The organism is Streptomyces sp. NPDC088766, assembly GCF_044750845.1.
Taxonomy (GTDB): domain Bacteria; phylum Actinomycetota; class Actinomycetes; order Streptomycetales; family Streptomycetaceae; genus Streptomyces.
Genome location: NZ_JBIVKQ010000024.1, coordinates 87,880 through 103,366, shown reverse-complemented (window position 1 = coordinate 103,366; position 15,487 = coordinate 87,880). Strand labels below are relative to the sequence as shown.

Below are 15,487 nucleotides of genomic sequence, written 5' to 3'. Positions count from 1 at the left end.
AGCACCCCCGGCGTGCGGTGGGCGCCCGCGGGCGTCACCTCCGCCCGCGGGCGTCACTTCATGCGGGTCGCCCACTCCTGCACCTTGGCGATGCGCTGCCGCAGCTGCCCCGCCGTCGCCTCCGCGCTCGGCGGCCCGCCGCACACCCGCCGCAGCTCGGTGTGGATGACCCCGTGCGGCTTGCCGCTCTGGTGGACGTACGCGCCGACCATGGTGTTGAGCTGCTTGCGCAGCTCCATCAGCTCCTTGTGGGAGACCACCGGCCGCCGCTCGGCCGGCAGCTCCAGCAGGTCGGCCTCGGTGTCCGGCTTCCTGCGGCTGTGCGCGATCTGCTTGGCCTGCCGCTTCTGGAGGAGCAGTTGCACCTGCTCGGGCTCCAGCAGCCCGGGGATGCCGAGGTAGTCCTGCTCCTCCTCGCTCCCGGGGTGGGCCTGCATGCCGAACTCGGCGCCGTTGTACATGACCCGGTCGAAGACGGCGTCGGACTCCAGCGCCTCGAAGGGCAGCATGTCCTGCTCGCCGGTGTCCTCGTCCTGCTCCCGGTTCGCCTCGTCCATCTCCTTCTCGGACTCGGCGTACGGATCCTCCTCGTCCCCGTCCTTCTTCGGCTTGTCGAGGACGTGGTCGCGCTCGCGTTCCATCTCGTTGGCGAAGCCGAGGAGGTCGGGCACGGTCGGCAGGAACACGGAGGCGGTCTCGCCGCGCCGCCGCGACCGTACGAAACGGCCGACGGCCTGCGCGAAGAACAGCGGCGTGGAGATGGTGGTGGCGTACACGCCGACCGCGAGGCGCGGCACGTCGACACCTTCCGACACCATCCGCACCGCGACCATCCACCGGTCGGTGCTGTGGCTGAACTCGTCGATCCGGTCGGACGCGCCGGCGTCGTCGGACAGCACGAGGGTCGCCTTGGATCCGGTGATCTCCCGGATCAGCTTGGCGTAGGCGCGGGCCGATTCCTGGTCGGAGGCGATGACCAGGGCGCCCGCGTCCGGTATGGCCCTGCGGACCTCGGTGAGCCGCTGGTCGGCGGCGCGCAGCACGCTCGGCATCCACTCGCCGCGCGGGTCGAGCGCCGTACGCCAGGCCTGGCTGATCGCGTCCTTCGTCATCGGCTCGCCGAGCCGTGCGGCGATCTCGTCGCCGGCCTTCGTGCGCCAGCGCATGTTGCCGCTGTAGGACAGGAAGATGACGGGCCGCACGACGTTGTCCGCGAGGGCGGAGCCGTAGCCGTACGTGTAGTCGGCGGACGAGCACCGGATGCCGTCGTTGCCCTCCTCGTACGTCACGAAGGGGATCGGGTTGGTGTCGGAGCGGAACGGCGTACCGGTGAGCGCGAGCCGCCGCGTGGCCGGCTCGAACGCCTCCAGGCAGGCCTCGCCCCAGGACTTGGAGTCACCGGCGTGGTGGATCTCGTCGAGGATGACGAGCGTCTTGCGCTGCTCGGCTCGGTTGCGGTGCAGCATCGGCCGTACGCCGACGCCCGCGTACGTCACGGCGACGCCGTGGTACTCCTTGCTGAGCGGCCCGGCGCTGTACTCGGGGTCCAGCCGGATCCCTATCCTCGCGGCCGCCTCCGCCCACTGCTTCTTCAGGTGCTCGGTGGGCGCCACCACGGTCACCTGCTGCACGACGTGGTGGTGCAGCAGCCAGGAGGCGAGGGTGAGCGCGAAGGTCGTCTTGCCGGCGCCGGGGGTGGCGACGGCGAGGAAGTCGCGCGGCTGCTCCTGGAGGTACTTCTCCATCGCCCCCTGCTGCCAGGCACGCAGCTTGCCGGCGGTACCCCAGGGGGCCCGGCCCGGGAAGGCGGGGGAGAGGTGGTGCGAGTGGGAGGCGGTGCTGGAGCTGGCGGTGGTAGTCACGGTCTCCGTCGTGGGGCTCGGGCGGCTCGGCTACGTAGGACGACCGGGCCACCCTACCGGCGGGCCGGCACGGCCGGTGCGCGGACGATGCCGGGTCGGCCGAGGGTGGGACTGACGTCACACCGTCGGTTCGGACAGCTCCCGCAGCGCCTCGGAGATGGCCCCGACCTCGTCCACGGCGCCGGTGGCCACCGCGATCACCAGGCGTTCGGCGGCGTCGATGTCCAAACGCAGCTGCACACCGTTCATCGCCAGGAAGACGACGCAGGAGGTCCACGCCGTCCGTTTGTTCCCGTCGACGAAGGGGTGGTTGATCGCCAGCGACTGCAGGAGGGCCGCGGCCTTGCCGAAGAGGTCCGGATACGCCTCCCGTCCGAACATGGCGGCAGCCGGGCGGTGCACGGCCGATTCCAGCAGCCCCGCATCACGGACGACGACGTCCCGGTCGTCGACCGCGAGATCGGCGATGGTCAGGCCGCCCTCGGCCGTCAGGTAGACACGGCTCACCTGAGCCGCTCCAGCAGTTCGGCCCACTTGGCGGTCTGCTCCTTGGCCGCCCTGCGCACGAGTGCTTCATGAGCCGTCCGGGCCAGGTAGTCGTCCACGGCCCTGAGCAGTATCGCGTGCATGCTGACCCCCTCCTCCTCGGCACGCAGCTTCAGGGCTTCCGTCTGGTCGTCGCGGAGACGCAGGTTCATGGCCACACCAAAACGGCACCCCTCCATGGGGTCAGACTGGTACCACTCAGGAAGGGGTGCGCAGCCTCGTCGTCACCCACGCCCCCACCAGGGCCACCGCCGCCATCGGCAGGAAGACGGCGGCGAAGGCCGCCGGATGGGAGGCGCCGGAGGCCTCGGCGGCCGCGTGCGACACGGTCCCGCCGCCGAGCGCCGCGAAGGCGGCACCGCCCGCGGACAGCAGCAGCACGTTGGACAGGCCGTCGGAGATCTGGAGGGCGGCCGAGTTGGCACCGGCCTCCTCGGGGGCGGACAACTGGAGCAGGAGCACGCTGGTCGAGGAGATCACCAGGCCCATCCCGAAGCAGCCGAAGCCCCAGGCGACGGCCACCGTCCAGGCGGGCACCGCGTCGATCAGGACGCTCGGCGCGACGGCGATGGCGGCCGCCACGAGCACCATCCCGCCGGTCGTCAGCCGGTCCCGGTACGGCTCCACGCGCGGCCGGGACTGCACCCAGGAGCCCAGCGCCCAGGTCGCCCCGCCGGCCGCCAGGGAGAACCCCGCGAGGGTCGGGCTGAGGCCGCGCTGGGTGACCAGCATCAGCGGCACGAAGGACTCGGCGGCGATGAACGACCCGGCGGCCACCCCGCGCAGCAGCACCACCGAGGGCAGGCCGCGGGCCGCCCGCCAGGTGCCGTGCGGGAGCAGTCCGAGGACGGCCGGCACCAGCAGGGCGACGCCCGCGGCGGCGGGCAGGAGGGAGAGCGGGCGCAGGTCCTGGGCGGCGTACTGGAGCAGGCCCGCGCCGAGGGAGATGCCGAGGGCGAGGCGGATGCGGCGCCGGTCGGAGGAGGCGTCCGCGGCGCCGTCGACCGGGCCCGCGGCCCGTCGCCGTATCTGCGGCAGCGCGAGGGCCAGCGGCAGGAGGACCAGCGCGGGGATGCCGAGGAACACCCACCGCCAGCCGAGGTGCTCGGTCACCGCGCCGGACGCCAGCGGGCCCACGACCGAAGGCACCACCCAGCTCGCCGCGAACGCCGCCATGATCGCGGGCCGCAGCCGCTCCGGGTAGGCCCGCCCCACGACGACGTACAGCGCGACGATCACCAGCCCGCCGCCGAACCCCTGCACGGCCCGCCCGAGGATGAACAGCCACATGACGCCGGCGGTCCCCGACAGCAGAAGGCCCGCGGCGAAGGCCGCGATCCCGCAGGTCAGCGCGCCGAGCGGGCCTCGCCGGTCGGACCACTGACCGGCCAGCACCATGCCGAACAGGCTGGTCGTGAAGTATCCCGAGAAGGCGAAGGCGTACAGGGACAGTCCGTCCAGCTCCCGCGCGGCCACCGGCATGGCCGTCCCCACGGCGGTCGCCTCGAAGGCGATCAGCAGCACGACGGACACGATGCCGATGCTCAGGGCCCGGTGGTCCCGCCCGAGCACGGTCTCCTGCGACCGACGTGAGCCGGACTTCCCGGGTATGTCTGCTGTGTCCGCGACACCGGTGTCGCGAGGTTCATGGACGGCCATGACGGCCAGAGTAAGGCCCACAACCGACAATGACCCCTGTCGGGAGGCCGGACCGGCCCTCGTCCATTGGTCCTACGCCACTCCCGCCCCGCTCCCGCGTCACTCCCGCGCCACTCCCGTCCGCCGCCGGCTCACCCCCGTTCACGAACGGCACGGGGCACCCGTTCATGAACGGCACATGGCAGTCGTATTGCAGCCCCCGCGGCTCCCTTGAACCGCCCGGTTTCCGGGGCCTACGGTCATGACCGAGCGGTTCGAAGGGAGGCACTCCCCGAAGAACCCGCCGAACGGCCGTGTGCCCGAGTGGTTCAGGGGCTCCCCCGCGCCGCACTCATCAGCGAGCTCCGCTCGCGGGGAGTCACGTGGGTCCGCATCCCACCACGGCCGTGAGAGGAACAGTTGTGACACGGCCGTGTGCCCGAGTGGTTCAGGGGCTCGCCTGCAAAGCGAGTTACGTGGGTTCGAATCCCGCCACGGCCTCCAACACCGTTTATCGCCGCGGGCGTTCCCGGTCTACGCCTCTCGTCCCGCCCCCTGCGGCCACGACGTGCCGAGGTCCTTGCGCATCGCCGCCTGGGCCGCTTCCGTGGCCGTCAGGTAGTCGCGCACGTGGGTCCGGAAATCCGGGGCGTCCGTGGTGATGCCCGTCGCCACCAGGTCGCGCAGGGCGCGGACCTTCCAGAAGGCCTCGTTGACCGGGGCCATGACGTCCCACGGGGCGATCAGGGCGAGTTCGTAGCGCAGCGGGTACAGGTTGCTGGAGGTGAACACCTCGTGGGCGGCGGGGCGGGCCTCGGCCGGAGGAAGGGTCTCGCGGGCGGTCTCGTGCAGGCGGGAGTAGGCGTCGGACAGCGCCGCCATGAACGCCGCGTACGCCTGTCGGCGGGTGTCCTGGCGGAGGGCCTCGCGGTCGCGGCGCCAGCGGAGACGGTCGGCGAGCAGGGTCGATCCGATGCCGATCGCCGCGCCGGTCAGGGTGTTCACGGGAGCCAGCCAGTCCATGCGGGCGACCTTACGGCGCGGGCCGGGGCTATGCGTAGAGTCCGCCGCCCGCCTCGTCCTCGAACATGCCCGGCCAGTAGCGCCAGCCGTCGTCGGTGGGCGTCCTCGGGGTCGGATCGCAGGCGACCGGGTCGAGGGCGGCCAGGGTGCGGGTCATGGTGGCGGCCAACTGGTCGTAGGCCTCGGTCAGTTCGTGTTCCGCGTCGAGGGTGTGCTCGCGGTGGACGAGCCAGAGGGTGAACGCCAGCGTCGAGATGTCGGCGTTCAGCGGGCGGAGTCTGGACTCCGCGCCGCTCCAGGCCAGCACCGCGCCGGTGGTGCCGTCGAGGACGAGGCTGGTGTCCTCCACGAGGTGGCCCAGGCGGATCAGCCGGTCGGCGCCCTCGGGGAGTTCGGTGTACGGCTCGTCGGCCCAGTGCTCGGCGAGGGTGGGCAGCGGGACGTCCAGGTCGAGGGAGAACCAGACGCACTCCTCGGGCAGTCCCGTCTCCCGCAGGAAGCGACGGGTCGGCTCGTGGGAGAGGGCGGCCGGGAAGTCGACCTCCTCGAAGCGGACGATCGCGCCGGTGTCGAACTCCTCGTCCAGCAGCCGGGGCGGCAGGTCCAGGGCGAGCCCGGAGCGGGTGCCGGGGCCCGCGACCAGCGCCAGGGGACGGATCACGGCGGCCAGCCGCCAGAACGGGGGCACCTCGCCGTCCGCCCCCGACTCGTACAGCGCGAGGAGCTGTCCGGACGCCTCGGCCACCGCGTCGGGCCCGAAACGCCCGGCGTAGGCCGCGAACTGCCCTCTGAGCGCCGCGAGTTCGTCGGCCGCCGTGGCGAACCGCACGAGCTTCTCCAGGGAGGGCGCGAGCGGCCGGCGGTCCATCAGGTCGAGACGGTCGTGGAGGAAGTACGTCGTCGTGATCTCGCCGGTCGCGCCGTCGAGGAGCACGGACTCGGTCTCGGGGCCCGCCGGGCCGAGGAGTCCGCCGATGACCAGCTGCCCGCGCAGGTCGTCGGGGAGCCGGTGGTCGGGGTCGGCGGTGGAGTCGGCGACCGGGCGCAGGCCGTCCGCGCGCAGCGCCTCGAACGTCACCAGCGCGCCGACGTCGGGCAGTCCGGGGCCGGTCAGCCAGCGGCGGCTCGGCGCGTGAGTGACGTACGGATCCAGCTCGGCCTCGGAGAGGGTGATCACCGGCATGCCGGTGGTGGTGCTGGTCGTGCTCATCGGTCCCCCGTGCGTGAAGTTCGCCGTCCCACTGCTCCGCACCCTACGCGGCACCACTGACAACGGCCCTCGGCAGGAAGGACGTCGGGCCACGCGCGCGCGTTCCCTCCCCGCGAGGATCGCACCGGCCGTCTCCCCCACGGACAACTCCGCGGTGTCCGGCCGGAGTCAGGTGCGTGACGTGCGGGTGCGGACCGGTCCGGTGAACGCCGTCGCCGGACGGGCGCCGGGCACCGCCTCCCGGCCGACGGCCGTCGGTCCCCCGCGCGCGTCCCTGTCCGCGGCGGCCCGCGGCGGCCCGTGGCGGCCCGTGGCGGCCCGTGGCGGCCCGCGCCGACAACCGGTGCCGCAGCCGCGGCCGGGGCTCCCCGTCGGCGCCGGGGGCGTCCTCCTCGCGCCTCCGTCCCGCGGGGGGCGACCCTCACTGGCTCGTGACGACGGCCGCCTGCGGCCTTATCGGCAGCCGGTTCACCGGGCGGCCGGTCGCGGCCCGCACGGCGGAGGCGATCGCCGCCGGGGAGGTCACGACCGGGACCGCGCTGGCCGCCTTCGCGCCGAACGGCGCGACCACGTCCCGCTCCTCGACCAGTTTGACGATCCGGATGTCCGGCGTGTCCAGGGCCGTGGGCAGGGCGTAGCCGGTGAGGTCGGGGTGGCGGATCAGGCCGCGCGGGGTGCGCAGGTTCTCGGTGAGGGCGATGCCGACGCCCTGGGTGACGCCGGCCTCGATCCGGGCGGCGAGCTGTGCCGGGTTGAGCACCCGGCCGACGTCCTGGGCGACCGCCAGTTCGACCACCCGCACCGAGCCCAGCTCGATGTCGACGTCGACGACCGCGCGGATCGCGCAGAAGGCGAGGCCGACGAACGCGTCGCCCTGGCCGGCCGCGTCCAGCGGCTCGGTGGGGTGCGGGCGGCACTGCGCGGTGGCCCACAGCTCCTTGCCGTGCAGTTCCTCGGCGACGGTCGTCGACAGGACGCCGTCGTACGAGGTGATCTTGCCGTCGGTGATCTGGAGGAGTTCGGTGGACATGCCGAACTTGTGGGCCAGGGGCTGGAGGAGCTGGGTGCGGACCATCTTGGCCGCGCGTTCCACCGCCCCGCCGGAGACCCAGGTGTGCCGGCCGCGGCAGCCGGGGCCGGCCGGGGGCTGGTCGGTGTCGACCGGCGCGACGTGCACCTCGTCCACGCCGAGGGTCTCCTGGACGATCTGGCGGGCGAGGGTGGTGAAGCCCTGGCCCGTCTCGACGGCCGCGCACAGGACGGTGGCGACGCCGTCCTGGACCTTGACGGTGGCGGTGGAGACCTCGTCCGTGCCCTCCGCGCCGAGCATGTGGACCATGCCGAGGCCGTAGCCGACGCCCCGGCGCACCGCGCCCGGCTCGCCCGCGCCCTCGGGGCCGCCGGGCAGCAGCCAGTCCTCCTCGGGGGTGTCCTTGGGCAGGGCGGGCAGCGGGAAGTCCTGGACGGCCTGGAGGAGTTCGGCGACGGGCGCCGGGCAGGTCACCGTCTGACCGGTCGGCAGGACGTCGCCGGTGGCCATGGCGTTGCGCAGCCGCAGCTCCGCCGGGTCCACGCCGAGCTTCTTGGCCAGTTTGTCCATCTGCGCCTCGTAGGCGGCGCAGACCTGCATCGCGCCCTCGCCGCGTACATGACCGGAGGGCGGGTTGTTGGTGCGGACGGCCCAGCCCTCGATGAAGGCGTTGGGGACGACGTAGGGGCCGCAGGCGAAGGAGACGGCGGCGGCGAGGGCCTCGGCGGAGGTGTCGGCGTAGGCGCCGGCGTCGAGGAGGATCTGCGCCTCCACCTTGACCAGCCTGCCCTCGGCGTCCGCGTGGTGGCGGTAGCGCAGCAGGGTGGGGTGGCGGTGGGCGTGGCCGAGGAACGACTCCTCGCGGGTGGCGGTGAGCTTGACCGGGCAGCCGGTCCGCAGCGCGAGCAGGCCGAGCGGGAGCTGGAAGCCCTGGTCCTCGCGGTCGGCGGTGGCACCGGGCACACCGGTGACGACGATCTTCACCTGATCGGATGACAGGCCGAAGCAGGCCGCGGCGGTGTCCCGGTCGCTGTGCGGGTCGGTGGAGGCCAGGTACAGCTCGACGCCGCCGTCGGGCCTGGGGACGGCGAGGCCGGCCTCGGCGCCGATGGGGGCGGGGTCGGCGCGGCCGATGCGGTACTGGCCCTCGACGACGATCTCGCCGGCCGCGGCCGGGTCGCCGTGATGCAGCGGGATGTGCCGGATCAGGTTGCCGTCGGGGTGCAGCGGCTGGGCCTCGAAGGCGAGTTCGGGGTCGGTGACCGGGTCGAGCACCTCGTACTCGACGATGACGGCCGCGGCGGCCATCCGCGCGGTGTCGGGGTGGTCCGCGGCGACGGCCGCGATGGGCTCGCCGTGGTGGCGCACGACGTCGGAGGCGAACACCGGGCGGTCGGCCCGGCCGCGTCCGTGCAGCGGTCTGCCGGGCACGTCCTCGTGCGTGACGACGGCCCGTACCCCGGGCATCTCCCGCGCGTGGGTGGTGTCGATGGAGACGATGCGCGCGTGGGCGTGCGGGGAGCGCAGCACGGCCGCCCAGAGCAGGCCCTCGGCCCACAGGTCGGCCGCGTACGGGAAGGTGCCCTCGGTCTTGGCGCGGGCGTCGGCGGCCGGCAGGGAGGCGCCGAGGCCGTGCGGGATCGGCTCGGGGGCCGGGGCGGCCTCCGCGGGGCTCGCCGCGGTGGCTGCTTCGTCGGTCACGCCTGGCCTCCGTCCTGGCCGTACGCCGGGTCGTGCGGGTGGGGCTGCGCGGGGTTCTCGAACGCCGACGCGTGGATGCCTCCGCCGCCGGGGCCCGCCTGGTGCGGAATACGTGGCTCGTCGCCGTCCGGCTCGGTGTCCGCCGAGGAGTGCGCCTCGCGTTCGGCGACGACGTCCTTGACGGCCTGGAGGACACCCCGGTAGCCGGAGCAGCGGCACAGGTTGCCGCAGAGCGCCTGGCGGGCCTCCAGTTCGGTGGGCGCGGGGTTGCCCTCCAGCAGGTCGTGCACGGTCATCGCCATGCCGGGCACGCAGAAACCGCACTGCACGGCCCCGCACCGGGCGAGCGCCCGCTGCACGTCGGAGGGCTGCCCGTCGACGGCGAGGCCTTCGACGGTACGGATCTCGCTGCCGGCGGTGGTGACGGCGGGGACCAGGCAGGAGGCTACGAGGCGGCCGTCCACCTGGACGTTGCAGGCGCCGCACTCACCCTGGGAGCAGCCGTCCTTGGCGCCGGCGAGTCCGAGCCGCTCCCGCAGGACGTAGAGCAGCGACTCGCCGATCCAGGCGTCGGTGACGGGCCGGTCCGAGCCGTTGACGCGCAGGGCGTAGGAGGCGAGGGGGTGGTCGTCGTGGTGGGCCGCCCCCGGCACGGGCTCGGCCTCCGCGCCGTCGTCCACGCGCGTGGACGCGGCGCCGGGGTCGACCGGTCCGACCGGTCCGACGGGTTCGACGGGTTCGGAGAATTCGGCGGGGTCGGCGGGGTCGGTGGCCTGGGCCTGTCCGGCGGGTTCGGCCTGTCCGGCGGGTTCGGCCTGTCCGGCGGGTTCGGCCTGTTCGCCGCTTTCGCCGAGCTCGTGACCTTCGCGACCTTCGCCACGTTCGTGACCCTCGCCGTACTCGCGGTGTTCGCCGTGCCCGTCCGGGCGGGCGTCCGTGTCCGGGTCCGGTGCGGCTGCCGGCCGGGGGGGCTCGGCGGCCCCCGCGGGCTCGTGAGCGCCTTCCGGGCCGCCGGGGTCCCCGGGAGCCTCGGGGGGCGCCTGGTGGGCCTCCACGGGGCCGGGCGCGGCCTCGTACGGCTGTCCGGGCGAGGGGTGCCCGCCGGGGTGCCCGTGGGACGCGGGGTCGGTGTCGTGCCGCGGGGGGTGTCCGAAGGCGGGGGCGTCCGGTCGGGCTCCGGCGGCCTCGGCGAGTGGGGCGCCGGCCCCGTCGGTCCCCTCGCCCCAGGACCGCTCCTCCGGTGGGGGCTCCGTCGCCCAGGGCGCGGAGGCGCCGCCCGGCAGGGTGGCCGGGGGTGTGCCGCCACCCCACTGCTCGACCAGTGCCGAGGTGGTGAACTCGCCCGACTCGTCGGGCAGATCGCCGCCCGCGACGGGGATCGACCACTGGCCGGTCACGTCGTGGCCGGGCGCCGGGGCGGGCTCGGCGGGCGCGCCCGCGTCGTCGAAGGTCCACTGGCCGGTGGCACCGGGGTGGTACGTGAACCGGTCGCCGCCCGCCGTCCCGCTCGCCGGCGCGGGCCAGTCGGAACCGGCGGCGGGGTCCGCCCAGGTGCCGTTGCCGGCCGCCGGGTCGGTCCCGTCGTGCGTCGCCTCGATCTGCGGGGGCACGTAGCCGTGGCCGGGCGCCGCGAGCGGGCTGCCGTCGCCGCGGGCGGCCAGGAGCGCCTCGATGCCGCCCTCGGGGAGCTTCACGAAGGCGGTGGCGCCGTCGTCGTAGTCGCCCTGGGGCAGCGGGTCCCAGCGGCCGCCGCCCGGCGGCGTGCCCTGTCCGTGCTGGTCGTCGGTCATGACAGTGCCCTCCCCAGTGCTCGTCGGGCCAGTGCCGCGACGGTGCGCCGCAGGTGCAGTACGGCGGGCGGTAGCGGTTGCACGGAGCCGTCCGCGGCGGGGACCGGGTCCGGGATGCAGGCGGCGGCGACGTACTCGCCGAAGGCGTTGAGCGCCTCCGGGACGAGCGCGCGGTTGTTGTCCCAGTCGATGAGCCGGGCGACCCACTGCTCCGCCTCCAGGGGCCGCAGCGGCATCGGCGCTATGGCGCCGACGGCGCACCGGACTCCGCGCCGGGCGGGGTCGAGGACGAGGGAGACGGAGGCGACGGCCCGTCCGGGGCCGGTGCGGCCGGTGGCCTTCAGGAAGACCTGGGGGGCGTGCAGCAGCGGCACGCGCACGTACCCGATGAGTTCGCCGCCGCGCAGCATGTCCATGCCTGCCAGGAGGTGCGACACCGGGATCTCGCGGCGGGTGCCGCCCGGGCCCGCGATGATCAGGGTCGCCTCCAGCGCGGCCAGCACGGGCAGCGCGTCACCGGTGGGGGAGGCGGAGGCGATGTTGCCGCCCAGGGTGCCCGCGTTGCGGATGTGCGGCGGGCCCGCGGCGCGCGCCGCGGCGGCGAGCGCCGGGATGAGGGCGGCGAAGTCGGGGCGGCCCATGCGCGCGTGGGTGAGTCCGGCGCCGAGCAGGGCGTGCCCGTCCTGGTACTGCCAGCCACGGATCTCGCTGATGCGGCCGAGGCCGACCAGGGCGGCGGGCCTGAGCTGGCCGGAGTTGACGGCGGCCATCAGGTCGGTGCCGCCCGCCACGGGCACGGCGGCCGGCGTGACGGCGAGTGCCGCCACGGCTTCGTCCAGTGTCGCGGGCAGCGTGACGGCCCGCCCCGCCTGCGGTGCGTGCGTGGTCAAAACCGGCTGCCCCTTCCCGCTGCCCCACCTGGTCCCACCCGTGCTGCCGTACGGTACGTGCTGACAGGGCGGACGTGGCAACTCTGGCACATCTTCGCAAGGCTCGAACGCGGGGGTCCGCCAGGGGGCATTCGCCCACCTCGCCCGGGACATGGTCCGTTTTCGTCCGACATCACCGGTGTGCACGGTTTGCCGCTCTTCAGCGACCCTGCCGGGGTTTTTCCTTAAGGAGGGCCGCAGTTCGGGCCCGGCGCCGCAGTCCGGCCCGGCGGCCGGGCGTCCGAGTTCGGCACAGCGGTCGGGCCGCCGGGTTCGGGCACGCGGGCCGGGCGCAGGCGGCCGGGCCGGCGGTCCGGGCTCAGCAGTTGGGACTCAGCAGTTGGGGCTCAGCAGTTGGGGCTCAGCGGTACGGGGGCGGGCCCTCGATCGGGCGGCCGAGCACGCCGGGCCGCTTCTGCCAAGGCTTCGGGCCGCCCGGTGGCCGGTAGGCGACCCCCAGGGCGTCCAGGCGCTCGTAGTGGGCCTCCATCCGCCGCTCGAAGTCGGCGAAGTCCCGCCGCTCCGGGGCGGGCAGCCGGCTCCAGGCGACCTCGGCGAAGGCCGCGAGCCGGGGGAAGACCTGGTAGTCCACGCGCGCGGCGTCCTCCATCGCCTCGGTCCACACGTTGGCCTGCGCGCCCAGCACGTGCCGGGCCTCGTCGGGCGTCAACCCGGTCGGCACCGGCTCGAACCGGTAGACGTCCTCCAGGCCGCGCACGTAGCCGATCGGCACGGGCTCGTCGGCGCCGCCGTCCTGCCGGTGGTCCAGGTACACCTGCTGCTCGGGGCACATGACGACGTCGTGCCCCGCACGCGCGGCGGCGGTCCCGCCCGCGTAACCCCGCCAGGACGACACGGCGGCGCCCTCGGCGAGACCGCCCTCGAGGATCTCGTCCCAGCCGATGAGCCGCCGTCCGCGCGCGGTGAGCCAGGTGTCGAAGTGGCCGATGAACCAGGCCTGCAGTCCGTCCTCGCCGGCGAGGCCGAGTTCCTTGATGCGGGCCTGCGCGGTGGGCGAGGCGCGCCACTGGTCCTTGGGGCACTCGTCACCGCCGACGTGGATGAACTCCGACGGGAAGAGTTCGAGGACCTCCTCGAAGACCCCCTCGTAGAAACGCAGGGTGTTGTCGGTGGGGGCGAGTACGTTCGGGTTGATCCCCCAGGTGTCCCAGACGGAGAGCGCCCGGGTGTCGAGGACGTCGGTGTTGCCGAGTTCCGGATAGGCGGCGATGGCCGCCTGCGAGTGTCCGGGTACGTCGATTTCGGGGACGACGGTGATGTGCCGGTCGGCGGCGTAGGCCACGATCTCGCGGATGTCGTCCCGGGTGTAGAAGCCGCCGTGCGGCCTGTCGTCCCACAGCGGTGAGGCGCGGTGGCCGAATTTCGTGCGGGAGCGCCAGGAGCCGACCTCGGTCAGCCGCGGGTGGCGTTCGATCTCGATGCGCCAGCCCTGGTCGTCGGTCAGATGGAAGTGGAGGACGTTGAGTTTGTGCGCGGCCATCAGATCCAGCTGGCGCAGGACGCCCTCCTTAGGCATGAAGTGCCGGGCCACGTCGAGGAGAAGACCGCGCCAGCAAAAACGGGGGCCGTCCTCGATGATCTGGTGCGGGATGCCGTGACGCGTTCCGGGCCGCACCGCAGCACGCCGGAAAGCCTCCGGGCCGAGGAGCTGACGCAGGGTCTGCGCACCCCAGAAGACGCCGGCCGGATCGCCGCCGCGGATCTCGACGCCCTGGTGGACGCCGACGTCCAGCCGGTACGTCTCCGGCTCCATCGTGTCGTCGACCAGCAGCCGCACACCGTCGCAGGCCTGCTCGGGGCCGGTCCGCAGCGGCAGGCCGAGTGCGGCGCCGAGGGTGGCCCGCAGCCAGCGTTCGGTGCTCTCCGTGCCGGGCGCGGCCCACAGGGTGGTGCGGTCGTCCAGCAGCACGGCGTCCCGCGCGGGGCCCTCGACGGCGCGCGGCGCCGGAATGATCTCGTTGCCAGAAGTCACGTCGTTCCTTCACCGCTCCGCCGGGGCCGGAGACGAGTCGTCGTTGTACGAGCAGGAAGAACACCGGCAGCGCCGTCGGCGGGGTCGTCGGCCGCGAAGTGCCCTTGACGATGAACGACTTGACGAAGAGGAAGTCGTTCCGGGCGGACAACAGGGGACGGTGAGCGCTTCCGCGGGCGCCGTCCGGGCCGCCGGGAACACGCTCGGCGGGGTGGTCCGGAAGCGGAACCGGAATCGCGTGACGGCGGTCGCGGCGGGAAACGCGACGGCCGCCGGGACGAGCCCCACGGCTACCGCGACGACCACACCGTCGAGGAAGTGACGGCCGAATTCCCGCCACCGGAAGACGCGCCGGAAGAAATCCGGGGACGGGTACGAGGACGGGGGCCATGGATTTCACGGACGCCTCCGAGGCCGGCATCGCCGCGATGTCCGGCCCCGGTCAGGGGCTCGGCACCGGTCCCGGCCCGGCCCGCTTCGCGGTCCTCTCCACCGGCGAGGAGACCGGTTCCCCGGTTCCGGCACGGCGCGGCGCGGCGGGACAGCGAGCCGCGGACTCCCCGCCAAAGCCGTGCCGTGCGGCGGCGCAGCACGGCACGGCCGGAAGGACCGGGACCTCAGGACTTCAGGACTTCAGCCCGAGGAGCATGTCACTTGTCGCCCTTGCCCTTGCCCTTGTCGTCGTCACCACCGGAACCCATGGACTCGTAGATCTCCTTGCACATGGGGCACACGGGGTACTTCTTCGGGTCGCGGCCGGGCACCCACACCTTGCCGCAGAGCGCCACGACGGGAGTCCCGTCGAGCGCGCTCGCCATGATCTTGTCCTTCTGGACGTAGTGCGCGAAGCGCTCGTGGTCACCGTCGCCGTGCGACACCTGCGGCGTCGGCTCTACGAGGGTCCCCGTTCCGGTGCCGCGCTCGGGCTCAAGAGTGCTCATACGGCCAAGGGTACTGAAGGTCACACGCGTCAGTTGAGCGAAGGGTCGTCCGGGTACGTCGCCACCATCGCCAGCTCGTTGCGCTGCCGGCGCAGGACCTCGCGCCAGAGGGTCTCCGGCGAGGGCGAGGACACGTCACCGGGCTCGGACTCCACCACGTACCAGGCGCCCTCCACCAGTTCGTCCTCCAGCTGGCCGGGGCCCCACCCGGCGTACCCTGCGAAGATCCGCAGGGAACCGAGGGCCGAGGCGAGCAGCTGGGGCGGGGCCTCCAGGTCGACGAGGCCGATCGCGCCGTGCACCCGGCGCCAGCCCAGCGGAGCGCCGTCGACGGCGGCGCCGCCGGGGATCACGGCGACGCCGAGCGCCGAGTCGAGGGAGACCGGGCCGCCCTGGAAGACGACACCCGGTTCACCGGTGAGGTCCGCCCAGTCCTCGAGGATGTCCCCGACGCCCACCGGTGTCGGGCGGTTGAGGACGACACCGAGCGAGCCCTCCTCGTCGTGGTCGAGGAGGAGCACCACCGCGCGGTCGAAGTTCGGGTCCGCCAGGGCGGGGGTTGCCACGAGCAGCCGCCCTGTGAGCGAGGACACCTCGGTCATGCCAGACATGATCCCCCATCTTCCCCGCGTGTGGGGAGGCAACCGGGGCACGAGGAGGGGTGCGGGCCGGGCGCACGCGTGCGGTCCGGGCACATGGGGTCACCGCGGCCCGGTCCGCGGTGACCCCATGTGCCCGGCGGGAAACGGTTCGTGTTGTGACACAGCCATGACGTGCCTGAGTGCTCCTCGGGCTTACGGGACCGGGGTCCACGGCGATTACTC

General features: G+C 73.8%; 12 protein-coding genes, 1 tRNA gene and 1 pseudogene. 1 reads left to right on the top strand and 13 read right to left on the bottom strand.

The annotated features are described in order from the left end of the window. Window positions 1-53: 53 nt before the first annotated feature. The 4 genes from ACIP5W_RS28125 to ACIP5W_RS28110 form a co-directional block, all read right to left on the bottom strand. Window positions 54-1,862: a DEAD/DEAH box helicase gene (locus tag ACIP5W_RS28125; protein ID WP_401479261.1), complete on the bottom strand. Its 1,809-nt coding sequence runs from the start codon at window positions 1,860-1,862 to the stop codon at window positions 54-56. A gap of 117 nt (window positions 1,863-1,979) precedes the next feature. After that, window positions 1,980-2,369, bottom strand: a complete 390-nt coding sequence (locus ACIP5W_RS28120) for a type II toxin-antitoxin system death-on-curing family toxin (protein ID WP_401479258.1) — start codon at window positions 2,367-2,369, stop codon at window positions 1,980-1,982. After that, window positions 2,366-2,566, bottom strand: coding sequence for a CopG family transcriptional regulator (locus tag ACIP5W_RS28115; protein WP_401479255.1), 201 nt, complete (start codon window positions 2,564-2,566; stop codon window positions 2,366-2,368). The genes ACIP5W_RS28120 and ACIP5W_RS28115 overlap by 4 nt, the downstream gene beginning before the upstream one ends. Window positions 2,567-2,606: 40 nt before the next feature. Beyond that, window positions 2,607-4,067 carry an MFS transporter gene (locus ACIP5W_RS28110; RefSeq protein ID WP_401479253.1) on the bottom strand — a complete coding sequence of 487 codons (1,461 nt, stop codon included), beginning with the start codon at window positions 4,065-4,067 and terminating at the stop codon, window positions 2,607-2,609. A 408-nt stretch (window positions 4,068-4,475) separates the two neighbouring features. Between ACIP5W_RS28110 and ACIP5W_RS28105 the strand changes: the two genes are divergently transcribed. Continuing rightward, window positions 4,476-4,550, top strand: a tRNA-Cys gene (locus tag ACIP5W_RS28105). Between the two features lie 30 nt (window positions 4,551-4,580). Here the strand turns inward: ACIP5W_RS28105 and ACIP5W_RS28100 are convergent. The 9 genes and pseudogenes from ACIP5W_RS28100 to ACIP5W_RS28060 form a co-directional block, all read right to left on the bottom strand. Then, complete coding sequence (locus tag ACIP5W_RS28100; protein ID WP_401479250.1) at window positions 4,581-5,069, bottom strand: hypothetical protein; 489 nt, start codon at window positions 5,067-5,069, stop codon at window positions 4,581-4,583. Window positions 5,070-5,097: 28 nt separating this feature from the next. Beyond that, window positions 5,098-6,279, bottom strand: a complete 1,182-nt coding sequence (locus tag ACIP5W_RS28095) for an SUKH-4 family immunity protein (protein WP_401479247.1) — start codon at window positions 6,277-6,279, stop codon at window positions 5,098-5,100. A gap of 421 nt (window positions 6,280-6,700) precedes the next feature. Further along, window positions 6,701-9,010, bottom strand: coding sequence for a xanthine dehydrogenase family protein molybdopterin-binding subunit (locus ACIP5W_RS28090; RefSeq protein ID WP_401479244.1), 2,310 nt, complete (start codon window positions 9,008-9,010; stop codon window positions 6,701-6,703). Continuing rightward, window positions 9,007-10,800 (bottom strand): 2Fe-2S iron-sulfur cluster-binding protein, encoded by a 1,794-nt coding sequence (locus tag ACIP5W_RS28085; protein ID WP_401479241.1) that lies wholly within the window; start codon window positions 10,798-10,800, stop codon window positions 9,007-9,009. The genes ACIP5W_RS28090 and ACIP5W_RS28085 overlap by 4 nt, the downstream gene beginning before the upstream one ends. Next, the gene (locus ACIP5W_RS28080) at window positions 10,797-11,690 is read right to left on the bottom strand and encodes an FAD binding domain-containing protein (protein WP_401479238.1); all 894 of its coding nucleotides are present in this window, start codon (window positions 11,688-11,690) and stop codon (window positions 10,797-10,799) included. The genes ACIP5W_RS28085 and ACIP5W_RS28080 overlap by 4 nt, the downstream gene beginning before the upstream one ends. A gap of 400 nt (window positions 11,691-12,090) precedes the next feature. Further along, entirely contained in the window at window positions 12,091-13,722 is a 1,632-nt protein-coding gene (locus ACIP5W_RS28075) for a beta-N-acetylhexosaminidase (protein ID WP_401479235.1), read from the bottom strand. Between the two features lie 4 nt (window positions 13,723-13,726). After that, window positions 13,727-14,115, bottom strand: a pseudogene (locus tag ACIP5W_RS28070) (hypothetical protein); the annotation flags it as partial. A 257-nt stretch (window positions 14,116-14,372) separates the two neighbouring features. After that, on the bottom strand, window positions 14,373-14,663 hold the full coding sequence (locus tag ACIP5W_RS28065; RefSeq protein WP_401479232.1) for a DUF3039 domain-containing protein: 291 nt from the start codon (window positions 14,661-14,663) through the stop codon (window positions 14,373-14,375). 29 nt (window positions 14,664-14,692) lie between these two features. Continuing rightward, window positions 14,693-15,265 carry a YqgE/AlgH family protein gene (locus tag ACIP5W_RS28060; protein WP_401479394.1) on the bottom strand — a complete coding sequence of 191 codons (573 nt, stop codon included), beginning with the start codon at window positions 15,263-15,265 and terminating at the stop codon, window positions 14,693-14,695. Window positions 15,266-15,487: the final 222 nt, after the last annotated feature.